Genomic DNA, 21,725 nt, shown 5'->3' with positions numbered 1-21,725 from the left:
GAGAGGGGGGGAAGAATGCAGGCTAAATCGCGATGGTTAGATCCAGGAATTATTTTAGTAGCAATATTACTTTGCTGTGTAGCGGTCGTTTTAATATGGTGGCCGACAGATACGTACTTTATGGGAATTTCCTTAGCGGGTTGGCTCATGTTTTTAAGCTATATCATGTGGTTTATATTAGCGGTCATTTATGTGGTCTGGATAGAGAAAAAAGAACGTAAGGAAAATGACGATGAAAGGAGGAAGAAGTAATGCAAATTCTTGAAGCTGTTATATTGGCTGTATATCTCATTTTAATGACGTTCATGGGCATCTATTTTGCTAAACGTGCTCACTCGTCCGAAAATGATTACTGGACAGCAGGCAAAAGTATTAATACTTTTGTTGGTGCTTTTGCCTTGTTTGCAGCATTAGCTAGCTCCAGTTCATTAATGGGCGCTGTTGGTTCAGGTGTTGCCCTTGGCGTTCCTTTCCTGTTTGCCTATGGATTTGGAGCCGTTGCTATTTTACCATTTACGCTCTTTTTAGTGTCTGGACAAATTAGACGTTCAGGAGTGAATACATTACCGGAATTTTTTAAACAACGGTACGGAAGAGCAGTGCAGATTGTAGCAGTGTTTATCGTTGTGATTGGGATGACGTTTTACATGGTTCCACAGCTTACAGCATCAGGCTTAATTGGATCTTACGTATTAGGAGTGGATTATAAAACAGCTGTCATTCTTCTAGGAATTGGCTTTACCATTTATGCCGCATTAGGAGGCATGTGGGCAATAACATATACCGATCTTATCCAAGGTTCTGTGATGCTGATCGGAATGCTTGTACTGTCATGCATTATTCTTTTCCAACATAATGGCTTTTCAACGTTAATACAAGATGCCTTAGCCGTTACACCAAATTTTGGGGATATTACACAACCATGGATGTCCTATTTTGGTTTATTTTTAGCCTTCCTATGGTTTGGCATTGTTTCACCATCAGCGGTAATGCGCAATTTTTCTTCACGTGATGCAAAAACAGCACGAAGATCGGCTATGTGGGCTTGTCTTTTATATCTATTCATTTTTATATTTGGATTTATAGTTGCTGCAGGTGGTGCTAGTCTTGGTATAGCGGATTCTCTGGACAATCAAGATATGATCTTTGTCTCTGTCATTGAGAATTATATGTCCCCTATTTTAGCTGGTATGATGCTTGCAGGTTTGCTTGCTGCTATTATGTCTTCAGCGGATGCAATGCTTTTAGCCATTTCAGCTGGTGTTGCGCACGATATTTATAAGGAGTATATCAATAAAGAAGCGTCTGAAAAAACGGTCACTAAAATCGGGTTCGTCGTTATGATTGTTGCGAGTATTATCGGTATTGTCATAGCGATAAATCCACCCCAATTAATTGCGATCATGGTGGGCTGGGTTGGCGGTTTCTTGTTATCAGCATTTGGTTTCCCGCTCGTTTTAGGTATTTGGTGGAACAGAGCAAACAAAGCAGGTGCACTGGCTGGTATGCTTGGTGGTGCAGTCACATTTCTTATACTTGTCCTAACAAAACCTTTCGCATTGGTATCAGAACCAATCATTGCAGCCCCTGTATCACTCATTCTTTTAATCGTAGTTAGTTTCGTTACTCAAACACCATCCGCCGAAATTCAAAATCAAGTGAATCAATACCATGCAGAAAATGATAGTAAAAAGACTGTTTGATGAGGTGTTTTTATGAATCTGAGTAAAAAAGAAATACATGTTATTGGTGATAACGAATTCATTGATAATAAGCAGCTGTATTCCTATATTTATAAATCAATCCATGTAGCTACTAAGTTAAAGAAGGATGTCACCATCGCATTTTTGCAAGCGAATACAAATAATAAAGGCTTAATTTTCCACCCTATGTGGCTAGCGAAAATGTTAGTCATTGCAGATAGAAAGCCGTTTCCCCCTAAACAATCTTCCGTAAACTGCTTTATTGATGCTGTATCAGGCTATAGAGGGTTATTAACTAGCGATATGTGCATATCGAGACGTTTTGTAGATGAAAGTAAAGTAATAAGCCCAAAAATTAAAGCAGCATATGAAGTGGAAAAATATATAAAGGATGTACAAAGGACGCAAATTAACCGTTCTTATATTTTGAAAAAACCTAAACATAAAATTATTCATTATTCATTGGTGTATTTACCTTTATGGAAGATTGATATAGATAGCGACTGTGTCTCTAATCCCTTGTTTTTAAATGCAAATACTGGAGAATCTGAAAAGTATTTAAGCAGTCAATGGGAAACAAATAGGTGGTTAAAAGTAAAATAGATTAAAATAAGTGGAGCTTTTCTATAAGGGGGGCATTTTTTTACTAGATTTTAATTAACTTGCTACTCTCGTTTGCCAAAATAATTACGATCAACTATAACGAGTGCGGAAATGTATGGTAATAATTGTGTCTTTTTAAGAATAAGGGAGACCATTTTTTCCACTGTAGTACGTGTGGAATTTTGTAGTTTATAGAAGATGCTTGTCTAAAATAATCACATTTCACAAAAAGTCAATCTTGACATCATGCTGAATTTTCGGTTTACTTAGAATAATAGGTAAAAAGTACAACTCTTTAAAAAGATATAAGGAAGAGATGCGTTTACTTGTTGTAGTACAAATAAAAAGAAGGGGATGCTTATGGCGCAAATTGAAGAATTTTTAAGTCAAATGAGCAGTATTATATGGGGAATACCATTACTTGTACTGCTAGTAGGTACTGGAATTTATTTAACAATTAGACTTGGTGCTTTGCAAGTGCGTTCGTTACCTTATGCGCTAAAGCTTGCATTTTCCAGAAGTCAGGATAAAGATTCAGAGGGAGATATTTCCCACTTTCAGGCATTAATGACTGCTTCGGCTGCAACGGTTGGTACAGGAAATATTGTTGGGGTAGCCACGGCGGTTGTGATGGGTGGACCTGGTGCTATCTTTTGGATGTGGTTAGCTGGATTTTTTGGCATGGCGACGAAGTATGGTGAGGCAATTTTAGCTGTGAAGTATCGCGTGAAAGATGCGAATGGAAATATGGCTGGTGGTCCAATGTATTATTTGGAGCACGGATTAAAACAGAAATGGCTCGGTGTTCTGTTTGCAGTATTTGGTTCTCTTGCAGCTTTTGGGATTGGTAATGGAACACAGTCTAAAGCTATTGCAGATTTAATGCATGATACATTTTCTGTTCCTTTTTGGGTCACTGGTATTGTGCTAGTTATCTTTGCTGGTATGGTTATTTTAGGTGGAATTAAATGGATTGGACGGGTAACTGCATTTTTTGTGCCAATTATGGCATTATTTTATATTCTGGCTGGAATTATAGTTATGATAATGAATATTAATCTTGTACCAGAAGCACTTGGAACGATTTTTACATTTGCGTTTACAGGGGAGGCTGCAACGGGTGGAGCTATTGGTGCAGCGATACGATTTGGAATTGCCCGCGGTTTATTTTCCAATGAAGCAGGTTTAGGATCTGCTCCTATAGCTGCTGCAGCAGCTAAAACGGACTTACCTGGCAGACAAGCGCTCGTTTCCATGACGCAAGTTCTGATTGATACATTTATCGTTTGTTCCATTACGGGAATCACTATTGTCATGTCTGGTGATTGGCGAAATGGTTCCATCGAAGCAGGTGTGTTGACGTCTACAGCTTTTGAGACTTTACTTGGTGGAGCAGGTCCATATATTATTACAATTGGGTTACTGTTTTTTGCTACCTCGACAATTTTGGGATGGGGATATTATGGAGAAAAATGCTTCCAATACTTATTCAAAAATCCTATGGCAGTAAGAGCCTATCGTACAGTTTTCGTTCTTTTTATTTTTGTTGGTGCCACCGCTACCCTTGATGTAGTCTGGATGCTCGCCGATGTGTTGAATGGCTTAATGGCTGCACCGAACTTAATTGGTTTACTCGGTTTATCAGGGGTAATTATTTACGAAACCAAACGTTTCCAGAAAAAGGCCAAAGAAGAAAAGCAGAAAGTAGCTTCGTAGTTGCTTATCTACCAAAAAATTATTGCATACAAGTTACATTGCATTTTGTTGTTAGATAGAGGTCTAACAACAAGGTGCAATTTTTTTTACACTAGTTCATCGGAAACTCGCTCGTCCTTGCGCAAAAATCGCTCTAGTTCATCGGAAATTCGCTCGTCCTCGCGCGGAAATCGCTCATGTTCGTCAAAAATGCGCTCGCCCTTGCGCGGAAATCCGCTCATGTTCATCGGAAACTCGCTCGTCCTTGCGCGGAAATCCGCTCATGCTCGTCAGTAACTCGCTCGTCCTCGCGCGAAATTCGCTCATGCTCATCAGTAACTCGCTCGTCCTTGCGCGGAAATCGCTCATGTTCATCAAAAACTTGCTCGCCCTCGTGCGAAATCCGCTCATGCTCGTCAAAAATGCGCTCGCCCTTGCGCGGAAATCCGCTCATGTTCATCGGAAATTCGCTCGTCCTCGCGCGGAAATCGCTCATGCTCGTCAAAAATGCGCTCGTCCTTGCGCGGAAATCGCTCATGTTCATCAAAAACTTGCTCGCCCTCGAGCGAAATTCGCTCATGCTCGTCAGTAACTCGCTCGTCCTCGCGCGAAATTCGCTCATGCTCATCAGTAACTCGCTCGTCCTTGCGCGGAAATCCGCTCATGTTCATCGGAAATTCGCTCGTCCTCGCGCGGAAATCGCTCATGTTCATCTGAAACTCGCTCGCCCTCGTGAGAAATTCGCTCATGTTCATCAGTAACTCGCTCGCCCTCGCGCGGAAATCGCTCATGTTCATCGGAAACTCGCTCGTCCTTGCGCGGAAATCGCTCATGTTCATCAAAAACTTGCTCGCCCTCGTGCGAAATTCGCTCATGCTCATCAGTAACTCGCTCGTCCTTGCGCGGAAATCGCTCATGTTCATCGGAAACTCGCTCGTCCTTGCGCGGAAATCGCTCATGTTCATCGGAAACTCGCTCGTCCTCGCGCGGAAATCGCTCATGTTCATCGGAAACTCGCTCGTCCTTGCGCGGAAATCGCTCATGTTCATCGGAAACTCGCTCGTCCTTGCGCGGAAATCGCTCATGCTCGTCAAAAATGCGCTCGTCCTTGCGCGGAAATCCGCTCATGTTCATCTGAAACTCGCTCGCCCTTGCGCGGAAATCGCTCATGTTCGTCAAAAATGCGCTCGTCCTCCACTCCGGCCACTTTTATTCCAATATAGGAATGTATAATTTTGTTAAATCGCTGAAGTTCAGCATAAATTCGCTTGAGTTTTATAGAAATTCGCTGAAGTTTACAAGATAGTTATTCGAAGTTCACAATAAAGTCGCTGAAGTTCACAATTATCCACGAGTGGCTGGCTACACCTTATATCAATAAAAAAGCAGTAGTGTATTATAATTCTACTATTTATGAGTTTGGCTTGAAATTTGAGAGGAGATTTGATGAAAGTAGCTAAAAAGGAAGATTTTCTAAATAGAAGGTGAAGAACAGGATCTCCAAGTATAGAATGGCGTGGGATAAGAAAAACTAACATCTAGTTGCATGCATGATTTTCCTTAGGAGGTCTCAGCTTATGAAAAAAGTAACGCTTGTTTTTTGGGTTACGTTAGCGATTACTGCTGCGTTGTCTGTATTGGGAGCAGTCCTGCCAGATAAGTTTGAACAAATTTCAAGCATGGTTATGCGCTTTATATCGAATCATTTTGGGTGGTACTATTTATTAATTGTAACACTGTTTGTGGTGTTTTGCGTTTACCTTGTGTTTAGTAAATATGGAAAAATAACGCTTGGTAAAGTTGGTGAAAAACCGGAATTCAGTTATCTGTCTTGGTTCGCCATGCTTTTTAGTGCGGGAATGGGGATTGGGCTTGTGTTTTATGGTGTTGCCTCACCTGTTTCTCATTATATGAAAACTCCCCCGATGGCAGAGCCTGGTACTAGAGAGGCTTTTGAAGATGCGCTTCGTGTTACTTTTTTTCACTATGGTATTCATGCATGGGCAATTTATGCATTAATTGGTTTAGTGCTCGCTTACTTTATGTTTCGTCATGAAAAGCCAGGGTTAGTAAGTTCGTCGCTGGAATCGTTGTTTGGTGATAAAATGACAGGGCCTTTAGGAAAAGCGGTGGATATAATTGCTGTTTTTGCTACGGTTGTGGGAGTAGCTACGACACTTGGGTTTGGTGCTACGCAAATCAATGGTGGTATTGCTTATTTATTCGATATACCAATTTCATTTTCGGTGCAATTTATAATTATTTTGATTGTGACTGTTTTATTTATGATATCCACGTATACTGGCTTAAGTAAAGGGATACGTTACTTAAGTAATGCGAATATGGGATTGGGAGCAGTACTGTTTTTGGCAACTTTAATTCTTGGACCGACATTATATATTTTTAATTCGTTTACAGACACGATTGGCTTATATATACAGCAATTGCCTTCTGAAAGTTTTCGTCTATCTCCACATAATGAAGAAGAGCGGGCATGGGTTATGAACTGGACGGTATTTTTTTGGGCATGGTGGATTGCATGGGCACCATTTGTTGGAATCTTTATTGCTAGAGTATCTAGAGGGCGAACCATTAGAGAGTTTGTCTCAGGTGTGTTAATTGTACCTTCAGTAGTCGGCTTTCTTTGGTTTTCAGCATTCGGTGTCTCAGGGATGGATGCACAGAATAAGGGTGCTAGTATAGCAGCACTTCCGGATGAACAAGCTTTATTTGGGTTGTTTGACCAAATGCCTTTAAGTATGATTTTGTCATTACTCGGCATTTTGCTTATTAGCACCTTTTTTATTACGTCTGCTGATTCCGCAACCTTTGTTTTAGCGATGCAGACAACGAATGGATCGATGACACCACCGACAGCAGTAAAGTTTGCTTGGGGAATTGCGCAATCTTCTATAGCTGCTGTGTTGCTATATACTGGTGGTTTACAAGCATTGCAGAATGCACTTATTTCCGCCGCCTTGCCATTTTCGTTTATTATGCTATTGATGATTGTTTCTTTTTATAAAGCACTAAGGGAAGACAAAGGAAGAAATCAGTAGAAAAAATTTTATTAAAAAAACTTCGCTATCACCATGGTAATTCCAACGTTTCATTTATTAAATATAGTAGAATAAGCCTGCTTGTAGTCATAAAACAAGCAGGCTATTCCTCCCTTTATCGGAACAAATCTAAAAAGCGTTCCCAGATGCCTTTTTCTTCTTCTGTTTTTTCAGGTGCTTCTTGCTCTGGGATTTCAATGCTTTCTGTTTGCAGGACAAACTGTACGACTTCTACCTGTTCATTTTTGTCGGAAATGAAAGAGCTTGGTTTGTAGTCGGAGTTATCATATTCTTCCATCATTTCCTCGGTTTCTTGTTCGATTTGACCTGGTAAATTACTCGTAGCTTCTCGTAGCTCTTTTGTACCGGCATATAAATCACCGATGCCATTACTTGTGCTTCTCGTTCCTTTTGCTAACTCTTGTATACCGGTATCCAAATCTTGATAGGAAGTAGCTAATTCCTCTACGCCATTTGTGTAGTCCACTAATCCATTATGAAATGTTTCGTATTCATCATTAAATGTTGCAACCCCTTCTTGAATTTGCTCCATCATGTCCAGTTGATTCATGGACTTCAATGTTTGCTCCATCTCCGTAGCTATTTGCTTTAAGTTTTTTGCCATCTCCGTTGTTGCGCTAGAGGATTGTTTCAATGCTACAGTCACGCCGTCGAATGCACTTGTTACTTGGTTATAGGTTTCTTTAGCGACGTTTGCTGCCCGATACGTATTTACTAATTGGTCAATAACCTCTTGGTTGGCGTTACTATTTTTTAATTCGTTTATTTGCGCTTCAGTAATTCCATCGGACGGAATGGCATGCATTGCTTTATCTAATTGACCTTTTGCTTGATGATAATTCTGTTTCAGATTATCCGTAGCTTTTGTCGATTCTTCCAATCCATTTGCAATTTCTCGTAAATGGGCTGGTAACGCTTGAATAGCGCTGAGATCTATATTACTCGTACTTTGTTGTACCGTTTGGTTCATGGTGTGTAATGCCTCTTTAATAGATGCAGAACCGCTTACTAATTCATCAGATGACTGGTTTAATTCATTTATGCCGTTTTTGTAATCTGTGGAACCATCACGAATTCCTTGTGCACCTTTATTTAGCTCCGAAACGCCTGTTTTTAAATCACCAACACCTGCATGTATGTCACGTATTGCATGTGCTAATTCCTGCATTTCCCCAGTGACACCACTTGTATCAGGGCTCTCGATGGACATGGAATAGGGTGCTGCATTTATTTCGATGGGATCCATTTCAAACTCAGACACGTCGGTTGAAATAATAAAATCTTCTTCCTGTTCTGGCATGACGGTAAAATTGACTTGTTTATTTTCACCTGCATTTGCTTTTGTTCCTTCTGGAGCTTGAATATTATCAAACTTTGTTGGATCTAGCGTTACGGCGATTTGTAATAAATAATTGTTAAAAAACTCTGGGTCTACGTTCTCATTCCTGGAAGTGGAAATTTGTAATTCTAGCGTACCACTTTTACCAGCTAATTCCTCGGCTTGTATTTCCTTACCATCCAGGATATAGGTGATCGAAACATCCCAAGGGAATGGTTTGTTTGGCATATTTCCTTGGTAATAAAATTCCTTCTCTTCCTCGGCTTGAAATTGGATTTTGTTGCCGTTTTTATCTATATCTAGTAAGTTTGTCAAGTTTCGGACAGAACTGTACGCTCCATAATCAATTATTTTGCCGGGCTTCGTTACTTGAAATGTATTGACAACATACATTTCTTCCAGTTGCCCATTGGCTCGCATATTACCGTAAATGACTTCATCTTTTGTCTCGTATTCGCCTTTGTCTGTAGAACTTTTTGATTCTTTTTCTGCTGGATCATCATTTGCTAAAACGGCAGAAGGAAGAAACGCCACTACGAGCATAAAAATGAACAGCAGTAGACTTATTTTCTTCATAATTGGAAAGGTAGAAGTCAAGCCATGGGTTTTACCATCAGTCTTCGGCGATAAACCAGCTTTTTTTAATAGGCGCATCGTATCACTCCCCTTTGTAAAAGTTTGCTTTCCATGTTGTTTTTTCAATAACGCGGTCTAGTAAGCTTAGCAGTGCAGGTAATACTAACACGACCATGATAAATGCGAGCAGCGCACCTCTTCCTAATAAAAGTCCGATAGAAGCAACAATTTGGTTGGACGAGGTCAGCCATAGAATAAATCCTACACTAGATAAAATCGAAGCAGATACACCGATGGAAAATATTTTCTTATCTATTGTTTTCTTCATAGCTGGTAATGTATGCATTTCTTTGCGATTTTCTTTATACGCTTCTGTTAAAAGAATAGCATAGTCTACTGTTGCTGCGAGTTGTACGGTACTGATAATCAAATATCCCACATAAACGAGTGGCGTATTTGTAAAATAGGGAATTGATAAATTGATCCAGACAGCTGATTGAATTGTGACTAATAAAACAACCGGAAACGAGAGTGACCGGAAAGTAATGAGTAGCACAATAGCAATGGCTATTACAGTTAACAGGTTAACCACTGTATTATCCTTTTTAACTACGTGCTTCATATCATATAAGGTGACGCTTTCCCCTAATATGTGGTAATTGTCTTCATAGTAATCTGAGGTAAGTGATTGAATTTCATCAATAAAACTAAACGTTGCCTCCCCTTCTGTATCTACGGTCGTATTAACGATGATTCGACTGTAATTCTCAGAAAAGAATGGTTCTGTTACGGATTCATCTAAGTAGTCAGGAGGTATTGCCGGACCAATCGCATCCACATAAGATACAGTGCTTTTTACCTCTGGAAACTTTTTCAGTTCCTGCACGAAAAGCTCTTCTTTTGCGATATCGCCTTTTGGAAGTAGTAAAACCATCGGTGTATGTTTTCCAAACACTTCTTCAATAGCTGCTTCGTCGTTATATGTCCTTGACGCTTCGGGTTGTTCGCCAATGCCATATAAAAAATTGGTTTGGCTTTGACCTAAGAAGGCTGGCACAATGAAGATTAATAAAACAATTAGTGCTGGTACACGAAATTTGGTTAATGTTTTTCCCACATTTCGTATACTTGGTAGTAATTGTTTGTGCTCGGTTTTATCAATCCAATGGTAGAACATCAACGTTAAAGCAGGGAGAAATACCATAACACTAATAAAGCTAAGGGCAATTCCTTTCACCAAATTAAGACCTAGATCTGCTCCAATTTCGAAGTCCATAAAGGTTAAGGCGATAAAGCCAAAAAATGTAGTGGAAGCACTCGCTGCAATTGCTGGGAACGAGCGTTTCATCGCCAGTTTCATAGCTTGAGCCGGTGTGTCTGTTTGCTTACGATAATCCCCAAAGCTATGCAGTAAAAATATCGCATAATCAAGCGAAACCGCTAACTGCAATATAGGGGCAACGGATTGGGTGATAAAAGATATTTCCCCAATAAATATATTGGTTCCTAAGTTAATAATGACAGAAACGCCGATTGCGGTTAGGAAAAAAACGGGTTCTGCCCAGGAGCTTGTCGATAGAATAAGAATAATGATAATAATTGGTATGAGTAATGCGGCCGCATACATTGTTTCTTTCCCCGTCATTTTTTGTGAGGTTGCTGTATCCAAGGCTTCTCCAGCCATAGCATTCTCTTTCCCAATTAATTCATAAATTTCATCGGTCGTTTCCACTTCTTTTCCTTCTTCAATATGGAAAGAAAATAACGCATTTCCATCTGTATAATAGGAATCAACCGTATCCTTATCCGCCATTTCAATCGGTGTTTTCGTATCAATTGCATCATCTAGCCACGTAACTTCGGAAACACCATCTATTGCTTTTAAATCTTGCTTGAATTCGAAGGCTTCTTGAATTTCTATATTCTTCATCATGACGCGTGTATTAGCTACAGCACCATCAAATTCTTCTTCCATTGTTTCCATGGCAATGGTTGAAGGAGAGTCTTTTGGCAGATAATCAACCATGCTATAATTTATGGAAACTGTAAATTGTGCAAGTGCACTCATGATAGCTAGTGTAATAAACGTGATAACGACGGCTTTTTTATGTCTAATAATTTTTGTTATCCAATCAATCGGTGTTCACCATCCCTTGCGTATATAATTGAAAGCCTCTATTATTATATTATACACACTGTTGGGTAAACAACAAACAGTTTACTAACTTGTACGGGAAATCCATCATTTTTCATTATAGGAAAGCAGAAAACTTTTAGGCTTTTGTGTATAAGCAAAATGGCTGCGTTTATCCCAATCAAAATTGACGAAAGGATAAGTATGTCTAATGGTATAGGTGAGTATGAAGTCTTTTGGTATACATAGTAATAATTGGGCATACAGGATTCCATCACTTACCAACGAGGCGACGTCATTCCATTGTCCTATGATCGTTCGTGCCATCTGTATCTCCGTTAATTCGTTCCATTATCTACTGCTAAACGGATGCCCGCGCTTCGTTTTCAGTAAATTTTTGTACTATATAAAAGGTTTTACGGTTTATAGTATAATTAAAAATGCAGCATTAAACTTAACGAAAAGCCAAGTATTCTAAAAGAAAGTGTGACATTGTATGATTGAAAAAGTGGACCGTCGAATAAAGTATACAAGAATGGTGTTGAAGGATAGCTTAATTACATTGTTAAAAACAAAGCATCTTTCAGCAATTACAGTAAAGGAACTTTGTAAGCATGCAGATGTTAATCGTTCTACGTTTTATGCGCATTACAAAGATCCATATGATTTATTGATGAATCTAGAAGAAGAAATTATAAAGGGTTTGAATACGTATTTGAACGAGCAAAATTTTGCTGAAAGACAGAAGGCCTTACAAACAACGGAGAAGTTGTTAGAGTATGTCGCGACAAATTATAAGATTTGTCATACACTTCTGAATGAAAGTGAGAATACATCGTTTGAAAGCAAATTAATGAATGTGGCAAGAAACTTCCTAATAAAAAATTGGTTGACCGAAAATAAAATGGGGAAATCCAAATCAGAATATATTAGCACCTTCATCGTTAGTGGTAGTATTCATGTAATAAAACATTGGTTAGTGAATAACATGGATAAGCCGCCCCAGCAGATTGCTGAAATTATTAATAACATTGCTAATAATGGAACCAGAGGGATAGAAGGAAGTGGATGAACAGAAGTGAAAAAATAATTATGAACGAAATGACGTATTGGAAAAATTTAATGATTGAAAGCAACCAAACCATCGCATTTTTCGGCTAGCTATTGCGATGGTTTTTTTATGGTCTAGGAAATTATAACATTTTGCAGCTGTCGATAAACTAACTAATTATATAGCCACGTCCGGCTCCAACGCCCAGCAACTTGGCGACTTCACTCCATTGCCTTAAGCTAAGTCATCATCGGTTCGTTCTAAATAGGAAGGCCGCCTAAAGACTGGCTTACGGGAGGGCGCCGGCATACTCCTGTTGCAGGAGCGTGATTCCTAAAACATTCGTTGATTCGTTCCATTTGCTACATTGCTAAAAGAATACTTGCGCCTTGTCCTAGGATAAGATGACGAGTTAAGTACCAATATCCATTCCGATGGCGAATGTTTTTGAATGAAGAAACCACTATTATACGAAGGCAGATTGTTGTAGTTTTCTAGTCGTTTGGAATTCTAACACGATTACTTGCTTTTTATTTTTTGGTTAGATTGATAATGTATGCTAAAAAAACTCATATGCTGTACAATATTATCCATCAGAGGAATGTATTAATCTGATGGATAATTATGGTTTCAGGTTTAAAAAAACACTGCTCGTGATGCTTGCTGCCCAGGAATTGTTTCAACGGTTTTTGGTAGTGGATTTCCAGGTAACGGTTGGTTGGTAATGGTAGTGTTGGATAAAATCCCTAACGAACCATTTAATCGCACATTTCCGTCAAGTGCTACCTTATCATCTGCGATTGTAAGCGGTATACTATATTTTTGCTTCATGATGTTAGCAATGGTGTCTCCGTTGCTATTCTGTTGAGTTAACGTTGCTGTTATTCTCTGGCCTGAAAAAAGGGAGAAAAATCTCAATGTACCTTCTAAAGATTGTGCAAAAGTAACTACTTGATCAAAATCGCCGAGAGTGATATCAAATTCAATAATAGTTCTTGTTCGTGGTGGAACAATTACTGGTATTTCCTCTCTCCAGGTAATTGTTTCTGTCGTTTCTTGTGTCTTTTCGGTTGAAGTATTATATTTAAAACTTGTAGAAATCGTGGTATCTAGTTGCGTAAATACAACGTCTATATTTGCTTTGACATCAATCTGTACACCAAACTCAAATCCTTCCGTTGTCTTCGTACTAAAAGTATTTTCTGTTTTCTCTTCAAATACAACAATTTGTTGCTGTGTAGGGCGATCCGTTGTATTGGTTATTTCTTTCTTGGCAATGATAGTTCTTCCTGGTTTAGTTGAAATAATTCGATTATCTGGTAAATCAAGCTGTGCCTCTGTTAATATGACATTGTTCTCTACTAAGATATACCGATCCACCGATCCCCACTTCGACGCAGCTCCTGTTATCGCATCATTTAAACTATAAATAGCCACCAAAAAACTCCTTTCTTTACTAACTATTCTTGCAGATAAAAGAATAAAAAGAAACGTACCCTATAGAATAGCTACAGTTATTTACTTAACGTAACACTAGAATTTATTTGTTTCTCTAATCTAAAATATGTGTTTTTTGCAAAAAATATTGTGTGAATGAATGGTATCTTTAGAAATAGGGTTCAGTCATAAAAAACTAGTTAGATATATTTCACTCATAAACACTCAAATGAACTTAGAAGGTTTGCGTTTAAGAGCCCATTTAGCAAACGATGGCTTGCACTATGGGAATGGACGTTGTTATTCTTTAGAGAAATTTGTTTTGTTGATAAGCCTTATGGATAAACCTGTAAATTTTCTTATATTATGAACCTTTAAACATATATACTTTCCTAAAGTAGAATCACAAGTGGAGTTTTATCTTTCATGCTTTAAGATTTAGTTGTGTATAAAGTATATATTGTATATAATGTGTATATGTTCTTCGTAGGAAGATGAAGAAGGCATAGGAGTGAAAAATTAATGCAAATTTTAATTTCAAACAGTTCAAAAGAACCTATTTACCAGCAGATTAAACATCAAGTGAAAGAAAAAATAGTATCAAGCGAATTAAGGGAGGGTGATGCTCTTCCATCAATGCGCCAGCTTGCGAAGGATTTGCATATTAGTGTTATTACTACAAAGCGAGCCTATGAAGAATTAGAAAAAGAAGGGTTTATTTATTCAATTACAGGCAAAGGTTCCTTTATTGCGGAGCAAAACCCAGACATTATCAAAGAAAAGAAATTAGCAACGATTGAAGATAAATTGGTAGAAGTGATTGCCAATAGTAAAGAGCTAGGTTTGTCGCTGAAAGATATTAAAGAATGGTTGACGATCTTATATGAGGAGAGATAAACATGGAACATGCAATTGAATTACAGAATGTACATAAGTCTTTAGGTGCGTTTCAACTCAAAGATTTGTCCATGCAGGTGAAGAAAGGATTTGTTACAGGTTTTGTCGGTGGAAATGGTGCTGGAAAATCGACGATTATGAAGATGATTTTAAATTTAATCCAACCAGATGCTGGAGTTGTTCGGGTGTTTGGATTGGAACATCAACAGAACGAAAAAGCGATTAAAGAAAAAATTGGCTTTGTGTTTAATGATAGCCTCTTTTATGAAGATTTGACTTTACGGGACATGAAAAATCTGATAGCGCCTTCTTATCAAAATTGGGATGACAGTTCATTTCAGCAATATTGCGATCGCTTTGCCCTCCCCCTTAAGCAACCGATAAAGTCGTTCTCAGATGGGATGAAGATGAAAGCATCACTTGCCATCGCGTTGTCGCATCATGCTGAACTCATCATCATGGATGAACCGACAACGAATTTGGATCCTGTTTTTCGTCGCGAATTTATCGAGCACTTACATGACGTCATGTTGGATGAGAACAAGACGATCTTTATGGCTACACATATAATGAGTGATTTATCTTCGCTTGCAGACTACATCACATTTATCGACAAAGGGGAGATCATCTTTTCTAAAGATGTACATCAATTGGAAGAAAAATTTGCTATTGTGCGCGGGGGGATAGAACTGTTGGACCGTGATACAGAACAATATTTTCTATCTATTAAACGATCAAATAGTGGGTTTGAAGCTTTAACCTCAGATTACGAAACAGTGGTGAAGTTATTTGGTAGGGAAGCGGTAATTGAAAAGGCAAATTTAGAAGAAATTATGTATTATTCGCGAGGGGGGAAATCAAGTGGTTCAACTCATTAAAAAAGACCTTATCGTTCATAAATTTGGTTGGTTCATCTATTTTGCAATGCTTGCTTTTTTTGTCGTTGTAGATAGACAAGATCCAGAATTCATTATCGCATTATTAAGTGCTATTGTAACGGTATATGTTTTTTATTTTGATGAACATGCGAACGCACATAAATTATGGAACGCTTTGCCGTTTACGCGTAACGAATTGGTTAGTGCCCGCTATATCGTTCTTCTTATCAATACGATGATAACGAGTGGTGTATTTATAGTGATAAGTGTGATTATAAAAGGAGGTTGGGAGCAGCTTGCCTGGCAGCACATCGTTGGAGGCTTTGCTCTAGTAATTATTTGCAGTGCTTTATTTTTCCCATGTTTATATGGGTTTGCCCAGAGTAATAGAATTTTTCTTTGGTTTATTTTATATGTTGGCTCTGTAGTAATAGGGATATATGTGCTAAGTGATATAGCTAGCAAAATGATGGATTCCACAACGAAAATGCCTTTATGGAGTGATGGAATGCTGTTTGGGTTAAGTTTATTCGCCATATGTTTATATTTACTATCATGGCTTCTATCGCTCATGATTTATAAGAAAAAGGAGATTATATAAAGATGGATGGAAGAAAGTGGGGAAAAGAAAAAATAATCCAATTTCTTAAACGATTCGGTTGGTACATTCATTTTTTATCTTTCTCCTTTTTCAAGTATTATTCCAATTATTTGCTGAATCTAACGTTTGGGTAATTTTCAATTTAAATGATTATGGAAAATGGGCTGTTTCGGAATTTTATTGGCTAGTTGAAACATTCCATATACATCAAAGAGAGGAATTGAATTATGTTACAGTTGTATGGGGAATAGCTTTCATTTTGCATGGTGGGACATGTCTTATGAACAAGTATGTTCGCAAAAACCATACCATTCATGCAACGTATTCTCCTCCTGCTGAAGACGATTGGTGAGCGTATTGTTTTTAACGGCTAAATGGATTGAAAGGAAACGTGTTTGTCATGCATATCAGGTTTCGTATCTATTGATACTATATTAAGTTCATGTTTCAAAGAAGTAAGTACTTTTTTAGTTCGCTGGATTGGATAGTCATAACGAAGGGTGGAAATCAATGGATTACACAAATGAAGTTAGCCATTATATAAATAATGTAGAAGATAAATGGAAAGATGCCTTTGTAGAATTGAAAAAAACGATCGACCAAAAGATCCCTGATGGATTTGAGTTAGTTATGCAGTATGGTATGCCATCCTATGTAGTACCTCTATCTATTTACCCTGACGGCTATCATTGCAAAAAAGACACACCACTACCATTTATTAGTATTGCAGCACAAAAAAATCATTTGGCCGTATACCATATGGGGATTTATGCAGATCAAGAATGGTTAACCTGGTTTAAAGGCGAGTATCCAAATCATATGGATACGAAATTAAATATGGGTAAAAGCTGTATTCGATTTACCAATCCTAAAAAAATTCCCTATCAGTTAATTGGAGAGCTTGTTTCGAAAATGTCCGTAGCGGATTGGATTCATTTGTATGAAGGAACTAGTCAGATGTAAAGTGGGCAATAAAAACGAGAAAGGCTTATAGTTATTTCCAATAGGAGAAAAACAGAAGCGTGCCAATATGAAAACTCCTTTGTATCAGCACGCTTCATCATTTACATATCTACTTTTAATTGGTTTGCTTTGTTTGTTTGTGCTTTTTTAAAGAATAGGAACGTAAGCATAACGGTTAACACAGCACCGACAATAAAGGAAACATTCAAATCAAGTCGGAAACCGATTTGCGCATTTAAAATATACACAAATACCATATAACTCATGAAAATAGCTGGCACCATCGATACGAAGTAATTTTTTCCTTTCATAAATAAATACATCGTAGCTATCCATAAAGCAATAACTGCTGTTGCTTGGTTAGCCCATGAAAAATAACGCCATAAAATATTAAAATCGATTTTCGTTAAAATATATGAAATAACGAATAAAGGAATAGCGATGGACAACCGGTTAAACACTTTTTTCTGCCCAATATTTAAATAATCTGCAATAATGGAACGTGCGGCACGAAATGCAGTGTCTCCAGAGGTGATTGGTAAAACAATTGCTCCAAGTACAGCAATTGTTCCCGCAACCGCACCTAACAATGTGATCGCGATTTCATTTACTGCCGCAGATGCAGTACCTTCTGCAATAATACCGCTTAAGGTTTGTCCATCAAAAAGGCTCATAGCAGCAGCTGCCCAGATCATGGCAATGATAGCTTCAGCAATCATCATGCCATAAAAAATATAACGTCCTTGCGATTCCTTTTGTGTTGTTCTCGAGATAATCGGTGATTGTGTCGCGTGAAATCCGGATAGTGCACCACAAGTAATCGTAAAGAATAACAATGGAATTACCGGTAAGTTATCCGGATGCATATTGGTAAGGTGTAACTCTGGTATCTTGTAATCTGAGAATAATAACGAAATACCAATCGCTATCGTTCCAAATAAGAGAATAGCACCTAGTACCGGATAAATCCGACCAATTATTTTATCAATTGGTAATATCGTTGATAGAAAGAAATAAAGGAAGATGGCTCCTAAAATAATAGAAAAGGCAATCTTTTCATCTAGTAATATATCAATAAGTGACGCTGGTGTCGTAACGAAAACGGTTCCAACTAAAATTAACAATAATAGAGAAAAGGCGTTTACAATATGTCTGGACGCTTTGCCTAAAAATCTGCCCGCTAATTCAGGAATATGTGCCCCTTTGTTTCGTATAGAAATCATCCCTGTTAAATAATCATGAACGGCTCCAGCAAAAATCGATCCAAGTACAATCCAGAGAAAAGCAACCGGTCCGAATAAAGCACCCATAATAGGCCCGAAGATGGGCCCAGTACCAGCAATATTAAGCAATTGAATCATTGCATTTTTATGCTTATTCATTGGAACGTAGTCTACCCCATCTTGCTTAGCGTAGGCAGGTGTACTCTTTTCATTATTCGGCCCAAATAACTTATCAATAAATTTGCCATACGTAAAATAAGCTACAATTAGTAAAATAATAGATACAATAAATGTAATCATGTATATCCCCCTTTGATATCATCTTGTTGAAAGCGTTTACCAAATACTAGTATACCTATTTATAAGGAAAGATGAAAGCATTTTGCGACAATATTCGACTATAATATAACGTGTTTTTTACAATGAAATGTTCTCAAGTAAATAGTTTGAAAGACTTGGCTTGTCGCCCATTTTTATGGCGACAAGCCAAGTCTTTCTTATCTTTCAAAAAAGGCCACAACTTATGAAAAGAAGTAGGAACTTTATTCCCCATATAAGGTGCTGTAAGACCATACTTCGAGAAATGGATGATGTGAGCTAAGTCTAAGTGGGAGCTAAAAGCGCTAAATGCCGAATTTGCTCAGATATTCTTAGATTGACGTTGAGGTACGAACAATACGTGGTTGATGAGAGAAACTCCTAATGATTGAGGTGTTTCACTTGATAGGAATGAAATCTCAACTAAAGTGTAATTGCGTATATGCTAGTTCTCCGTTGAAGCAAAAAATTTCAGTAAACCTAACCATACACAAATCGTTTTTTACTGTGCATATTTTAGGTTGAAATGGTTAATAATTTGAAAAGTATCTATTTACGACAGGCTAAAAGGCAAAATAAAAAAGGAGCTTGATCTAGTGACTTTGGAAAAGCCATTTAAACAAGGAACAGTTTTAGTTGTAGGAACTATATTCATTGGTGTATGTTATCAGTTAATCCCTGTGTTTTTTACAATGAACCCAACACTTGAAGTCGTATCAACTATTTTCAATGCTTTTCTAGGTGGTATATTAGCATATGTTGTTTTAAGAGGAGAATTTATAGACTGGTTTAAACATTTTAGTTTGAAATGGGTGATTTTGGGTTCTATTTTAATGATAATTACTGGAGTAGTTCTCGGTAACTTATATACATTTCTAGTAAACGATTCAATCGAACAAAATACTGTCACAAGTGTTTTATCTTGGAATTACTTCATCACCCACGTCCCATTCTTATTAATGGGGGAAGAACTACTTTCTATTCCACTATTATATGGTATATGGAAAAAATGGGGGTGGAAGTTTTGGCAAGCTTCGCTATTAAGTGCGCTTCTATTTTCCGTTTGGCACCTTGCTGCTTATAACTTCAATCTTTTACAAATTTTAATTCTCATTACTCCGAGCCGCTTAATTTTAAACTATCTATTTAAAAAGACAAATTCTATTCTTGTGGCTTGGATAGTCCATATTCTCTTTGATCTATTTGCTTTCCTACCTTTTCTCCTGTGAATAAAGTGGTTAGTAGGGGTTTTATCCAACTGAATGGTAAGTGCCATTAGAAAAACTGGCATACCATCCATTCACCATGGCTGAAAACGCTGTCGTTTTATGACATACCTTTATAAACTAGCTAAAATAATAAAAGTAACAATGCAAGGACAATCTATCCGAAAACGATCATACAGTTGTTCGTTAGTAATTAACTGGGTTTATGGAGGTAAATGTATGTTTTATCTAGCAGAATGATGCAAAAGGAGATTTCAAACATAATTATTGAAATGTTAATTTTTTTGTGATAATAATATAACAATACGATTGAGGAGGAGACATCATGAAAAGAACATTATTTGCTTTTTTAGCTGTAATTATTCTATTTTCTTTAGTAGCATGTGCAGGAGGAGAAAGTGGTGAACAAGAAGGAACATCCGAGCAAAATGAAAGCAAGAAGCGTTTAACCGTCGACCTGTCCGCAGATCCTGTTTCACTTGACCCGCATGCAGCTAATGATGGTACATCGCTATATGTGATGAATGCTATGTATGATACACTTGTTGCTATGAATAAAGAGTTGGAAATAGAACCTGCCTTAGCTGAAAGTTTGGAACAGGTAGATGAACTAGTTTGGGAAGCTAAGCTTAAAAAAGATGTTACATTTCATGATGGTAGTGAATTCAATGCAGAAGTTGTAAAGGCGAATTTGGATAGGGTTCGTGACCCAGATGTAGGTTCACCATTAGCGTTTTTATTTGATATGATTGATTCTGTGAGTGTAGTGGATGATTATACCGTGCAAATTAAAACGAAATTCCCTTTTGCTGCGTTACCATCACACTTAGCTCATCCAGGTGGACATATTATCAGTTTAGAAGCAATAAAAAAAGATTATCAACAAATGGAAGATGGAGGAGATCCATTTACGTATATTAATGAGCATCCAGTGGGTACAGGGTACTTTAAGTATGATGAGCGAGTGAATGGGGAGTATGTATCCCTTGTGAAAAATGATGCTTACTGGGGAAAAAGAGCAAAAGTTGATCAAGTGACCTTTAAGACAGTTCCAGAAGATGCAGCACGAATTGCTGAGCTAAGAACTGGGGAAGCTGATATTATTTATCCTGTTAATCCGAATGATGTGGAACAAATTAATAATAATGAAGAAACAGTTGTTCATGAGACAGAAAGTGCAAGTATGTCTTATCTAGGTATGAATAATAATAAAGAACCTTTTCAAGATAGTAACGTTAGACAAGCGATAGCGATGGCAATTGATAAACAAGGGCTGATAGACGGTGTGTTTTCAGGCGTACCATTAGTGGCAAACGGCCCTTTGGCACCAACAGTTGTTGGCTATAGTGATAGCTTGGAAGCAATCGATTATAATCTTAATAAGGCAAGAGAGTTATTGAAGGAAGCCGGCTATGAAGAGGGGTTTAGCGCAACCATTTTAGCATATGACCGTACGACTTCTGATGTAGCAGAATATATTCAAGTGCAGCTAGAGAAAATAGGTATTGATGTGAATATTGAAATGGCTGAGGTGGGAGCATATTTGGAAGTAACAGCAAATGGAAGCTTCGATATGTTTATCGGCAGCTGGGGTACAGTGACTCTTGATGCAGATTATGGTTTATATCCAATGTTTCATTCTCAAAATGCAGGTGCCGCTGGAAATAGGTCTTTTTTTAACAACGAACGAGTAGATGAATTATTAGAAAAGGCAAGACAAACATCTAATGAACAGGATCGCTTGCAACTTTATAAAGAAGCGCAGCAAATAATCATGGACGAAGCTACAATTGTTCCTTTATACCATTCGGTTCTCTTGGCTGGTTTACGTGAAGAAGTAGCGGGATTTTATCAATATCCAAGCAGTTTTCCATTTTTACGAGATGTGGAAAAAGAGTAGTGGCAATGAATTATTGATTATCAATGAGGGCGCATATCATGCTAATGTGAAACACGAAGTAATCACTATAAAAATATGCTTTTAAATGAAATGGAGCTTTA

18 protein-coding genes are annotated in these 21,725 nt (G+C 37.8%); 12 read left to right on the top strand and 6 right to left on the bottom strand.

Annotated features, from left to right (window positions below; genetic code table 11):
- The first annotated feature begins 15 nt into the window (after nt 1-15).
- The 4 genes from D9780_RS14510 (at nt 16) to D9780_RS14495 (ending at nt 4,022) form a co-directional block, all read left to right on the top strand.
- On the top strand, nt 16-252 hold the full coding sequence (locus D9780_RS14510; RefSeq protein WP_073012118.1) for a hypothetical protein: 237 nt from the start codon (nt 16-18) through the stop codon (nt 250-252).
- On the top strand, nt 252-1,703 hold the full coding sequence (locus D9780_RS14505; protein WP_121640584.1) for a sodium:solute symporter family protein: 1,452 nt from the start codon (nt 252-254) through the stop codon (nt 1,701-1,703). The genes D9780_RS14510 and D9780_RS14505 overlap by 1 nt, the downstream gene beginning before the upstream one ends.
- 12 nt (nt 1,704-1,715) lie before the next feature.
- A complete protein-coding gene (locus D9780_RS14500; protein ID WP_121640583.1) occupies nt 1,716-2,306 on the top strand; it encodes a hypothetical protein in 591 nt (196 codons plus the stop codon).
- Nucleotides 2,307-2,666: 360 nt separating this feature from the next.
- Nucleotides 2,667-4,022: an alanine/glycine:cation symporter family protein gene (locus D9780_RS14495; RefSeq protein WP_073012124.1), complete on the top strand. Its 1,356-nt coding sequence runs from the start codon at nt 2,667-2,669 to the stop codon at nt 4,020-4,022.
- Nucleotides 4,023-4,245: 223 nt separating this feature from the next.
- Here the strand turns inward: D9780_RS14495 and D9780_RS14490 are convergent, their stop codons facing one another.
- Nucleotides 4,246-4,629 carry a hypothetical protein gene (locus tag D9780_RS14490; RefSeq protein ID WP_121640582.1) on the bottom strand — a complete coding sequence of 128 codons (384 nt, stop codon included), beginning with the start codon at nt 4,627-4,629 and terminating at the stop codon, nt 4,246-4,248.
- The gene (locus tag D9780_RS14485; protein WP_121640581.1) at nt 4,629-5,180 is read right to left on the bottom strand and encodes a hypothetical protein; all 552 of its coding nucleotides are present in this window, start codon (nt 5,178-5,180) and stop codon (nt 4,629-4,631) included. Before D9780_RS14485 ends, D9780_RS14490 begins: the two co-directional genes overlap by 1 nt.
- A 398-nt stretch (nt 5,181-5,578) precedes the next feature.
- Here D9780_RS14485 and D9780_RS14480 point away from each other — a divergent pair, with 398 nt between their 5' ends.
- Entirely contained in the window at nt 5,579-7,060 is a 1,482-nt protein-coding gene (locus D9780_RS14480) for a glycine betaine uptake BCCT transporter (protein WP_121640580.1), read from the top strand.
- Between the two features lie 115 nt (nt 7,061-7,175).
- Here the strand turns inward: D9780_RS14480 and D9780_RS14475 are convergent, their stop codons facing one another.
- Entirely contained in the window at nt 7,176-9,074 is a 1,899-nt protein-coding gene (locus D9780_RS14475; protein ID WP_240458698.1) for a YhgE/Pip domain-containing protein, read from the bottom strand.
- A gap of 4 nt (nt 9,075-9,078) precedes the next feature.
- Nucleotides 9,079-11,064 (bottom strand): efflux RND transporter permease subunit, encoded by a 1,986-nt coding sequence (locus D9780_RS14470; RefSeq protein ID WP_121640579.1) that lies wholly within the window; start codon nt 11,062-11,064, stop codon nt 9,079-9,081.
- Between the two features lie 562 nt (nt 11,065-11,626).
- Here D9780_RS14470 and D9780_RS14460 point away from each other — a divergent pair.
- Nucleotides 11,627-12,202, top strand: a complete 576-nt coding sequence (locus D9780_RS14460; protein WP_121640577.1) for a TetR/AcrR family transcriptional regulator — start codon at nt 11,627-11,629, stop codon at nt 12,200-12,202.
- A gap of 615 nt (nt 12,203-12,817) precedes the next feature.
- On the opposite strand, the gene D9780_RS14455 is transcribed toward D9780_RS14460, so the two are convergent.
- The gene (locus D9780_RS14455; RefSeq protein ID WP_162985884.1) at nt 12,818-13,618 is read right to left on the bottom strand and encodes an ETX/MTX2 family pore-forming toxin; all 801 of its coding nucleotides are present in this window, start codon (nt 13,616-13,618) and stop codon (nt 12,818-12,820) included.
- Between the two features lie 522 nt (nt 13,619-14,140).
- On the opposite strand from D9780_RS14455, the gene D9780_RS14450 reads away from it, so the two are divergent.
- From D9780_RS14450 to D9780_RS14430, 4 genes are all read left to right on the top strand, one after another.
- Complete coding sequence (locus D9780_RS14450) at nt 14,141-14,515, top strand: GntR family transcriptional regulator (RefSeq protein ID WP_121640575.1); 375 nt, start codon at nt 14,141-14,143, stop codon at nt 14,513-14,515.
- A 2-nt stretch (nt 14,516-14,517) separates the two neighbouring features.
- Nucleotides 14,518-15,393: an ABC transporter ATP-binding protein gene (locus D9780_RS14445; RefSeq protein ID WP_121640574.1), complete on the top strand. Its 876-nt coding sequence runs from the start codon at nt 14,518-14,520 to the stop codon at nt 15,391-15,393.
- On the top strand, nt 15,377-15,994 hold the full coding sequence (locus D9780_RS14440; RefSeq protein WP_162985883.1) for an ABC-2 transporter permease: 618 nt from the start codon (nt 15,377-15,379) through the stop codon (nt 15,992-15,994). Before D9780_RS14445 ends, D9780_RS14440 begins: the two co-directional genes overlap by 17 nt.
- Before the next feature lie 510 nt (nt 15,995-16,504).
- Nucleotides 16,505-16,957, top strand: a complete 453-nt coding sequence (locus D9780_RS14430) for a DUF1801 domain-containing protein (protein ID WP_121640571.1) — start codon at nt 16,505-16,507, stop codon at nt 16,955-16,957.
- 101 nt (nt 16,958-17,058) lie between these two features.
- Here the strand turns inward: D9780_RS14430 and D9780_RS14425 are convergent, their stop codons facing one another.
- A complete protein-coding gene (locus D9780_RS14425) occupies nt 17,059-18,480 on the bottom strand; it encodes a carbon starvation CstA family protein (RefSeq protein ID WP_121640570.1) in 1,422 nt (473 codons plus the stop codon).
- A 620-nt stretch (nt 18,481-19,100) separates the two neighbouring features.
- On the opposite strand from D9780_RS14425, the gene D9780_RS14420 reads away from it, so the two are divergent.
- Complete coding sequence (locus D9780_RS14420; RefSeq protein ID WP_371413745.1) at nt 19,101-19,727, top strand: CPBP family intramembrane glutamic endopeptidase; 627 nt, start codon at nt 19,101-19,103, stop codon at nt 19,725-19,727.
- Between the two features lie 322 nt (nt 19,728-20,049).
- Nucleotides 20,050-21,624 carry a glutathione ABC transporter substrate-binding protein gene (locus tag D9780_RS14415; RefSeq protein ID WP_121640569.1) on the top strand — a complete coding sequence of 525 codons (1,575 nt, stop codon included), beginning with the start codon at nt 20,050-20,052 and terminating at the stop codon, nt 21,622-21,624.
- Nucleotides 21,625-21,725 lie beyond the last annotated feature (101 nt).

It is taken from the genome of Virgibacillus sp. Bac330 (genome assembly GCF_003667845.1).
GTDB classification, from domain to species: domain Bacteria; phylum Bacillota; class Bacilli; order Bacillales; family Amphibacillaceae; genus Virgibacillus; species Virgibacillus chiguensis.
Note: the sequence above shows the minus strand (reverse complement) of the source record. Positions and strands in the feature narration are given on the sequence as shown.

Excerpts from the sequence above, each read along its gene's own strand:
- D9780_RS14510 (WP_073012118.1), top strand. The coding sequence starts at position 16 with ATGCAGGCTAAATCGCGATGGTTAGATCCAGGAATTATTTTAGTAGCA.
- D9780_RS14505 (WP_121640584.1), top strand. The coding sequence starts at position 252 with ATGCAAATTCTTGAAGCTGTTATATTGGCTGTATATCTCATTTTAATG.
- D9780_RS14500 (WP_121640583.1), top strand. The coding sequence starts at position 1,716 with ATGAATCTGAGTAAAAAAGAAATACATGTTATTGGTGATAACGAATTC.
- D9780_RS14495 (WP_073012124.1), top strand. The coding sequence starts at position 2,667 with ATGGCGCAAATTGAAGAATTTTTAAGTCAAATGAGCAGTATTATATGG.
- D9780_RS14490 (WP_121640582.1), bottom strand. The coding sequence starts at position 4,629 with ATGAGCATGAGCGAATTTCGCGCGAGGACGAGCGAGTTACTGACGAGC.
- D9780_RS14480 (WP_121640580.1), top strand. The coding sequence starts at position 5,579 with ATGAAAAAAGTAACGCTTGTTTTTTGGGTTACGTTAGCGATTACTGCT.
- D9780_RS14475 (WP_240458698.1), bottom strand. The coding sequence starts at position 9,074 with ATGCGCCTATTAAAAAAAGCTGGTTTATCGCCGAAGACTGATGGTAAA.
- D9780_RS14470 (WP_121640579.1), bottom strand. The coding sequence starts at position 11,064 with ATGAGTGCACTTGCACAATTTACAGTTTCCATAAATTATAGCATGGTT.
- D9780_RS14460 (WP_121640577.1), top strand. The coding sequence starts at position 11,627 with ATGATTGAAAAAGTGGACCGTCGAATAAAGTATACAAGAATGGTGTTG.
- D9780_RS14450 (WP_121640575.1), top strand. The coding sequence starts at position 14,141 with ATGCAAATTTTAATTTCAAACAGTTCAAAAGAACCTATTTACCAGCAG.
- D9780_RS14445 (WP_121640574.1), top strand. The coding sequence starts at position 14,518 with ATGGAACATGCAATTGAATTACAGAATGTACATAAGTCTTTAGGTGCG.
- D9780_RS14430 (WP_121640571.1), top strand. The coding sequence starts at position 16,505 with ATGGATTACACAAATGAAGTTAGCCATTATATAAATAATGTAGAAGAT.
- D9780_RS14425 (WP_121640570.1), bottom strand. The coding sequence starts at position 18,480 with ATGATTACATTTATTGTATCTATTATTTTACTAATTGTAGCTTATTTT.
- D9780_RS14415 (WP_121640569.1), top strand. The coding sequence starts at position 20,050 with ATGAAAAGAACATTATTTGCTTTTTTAGCTGTAATTATTCTATTTTCT.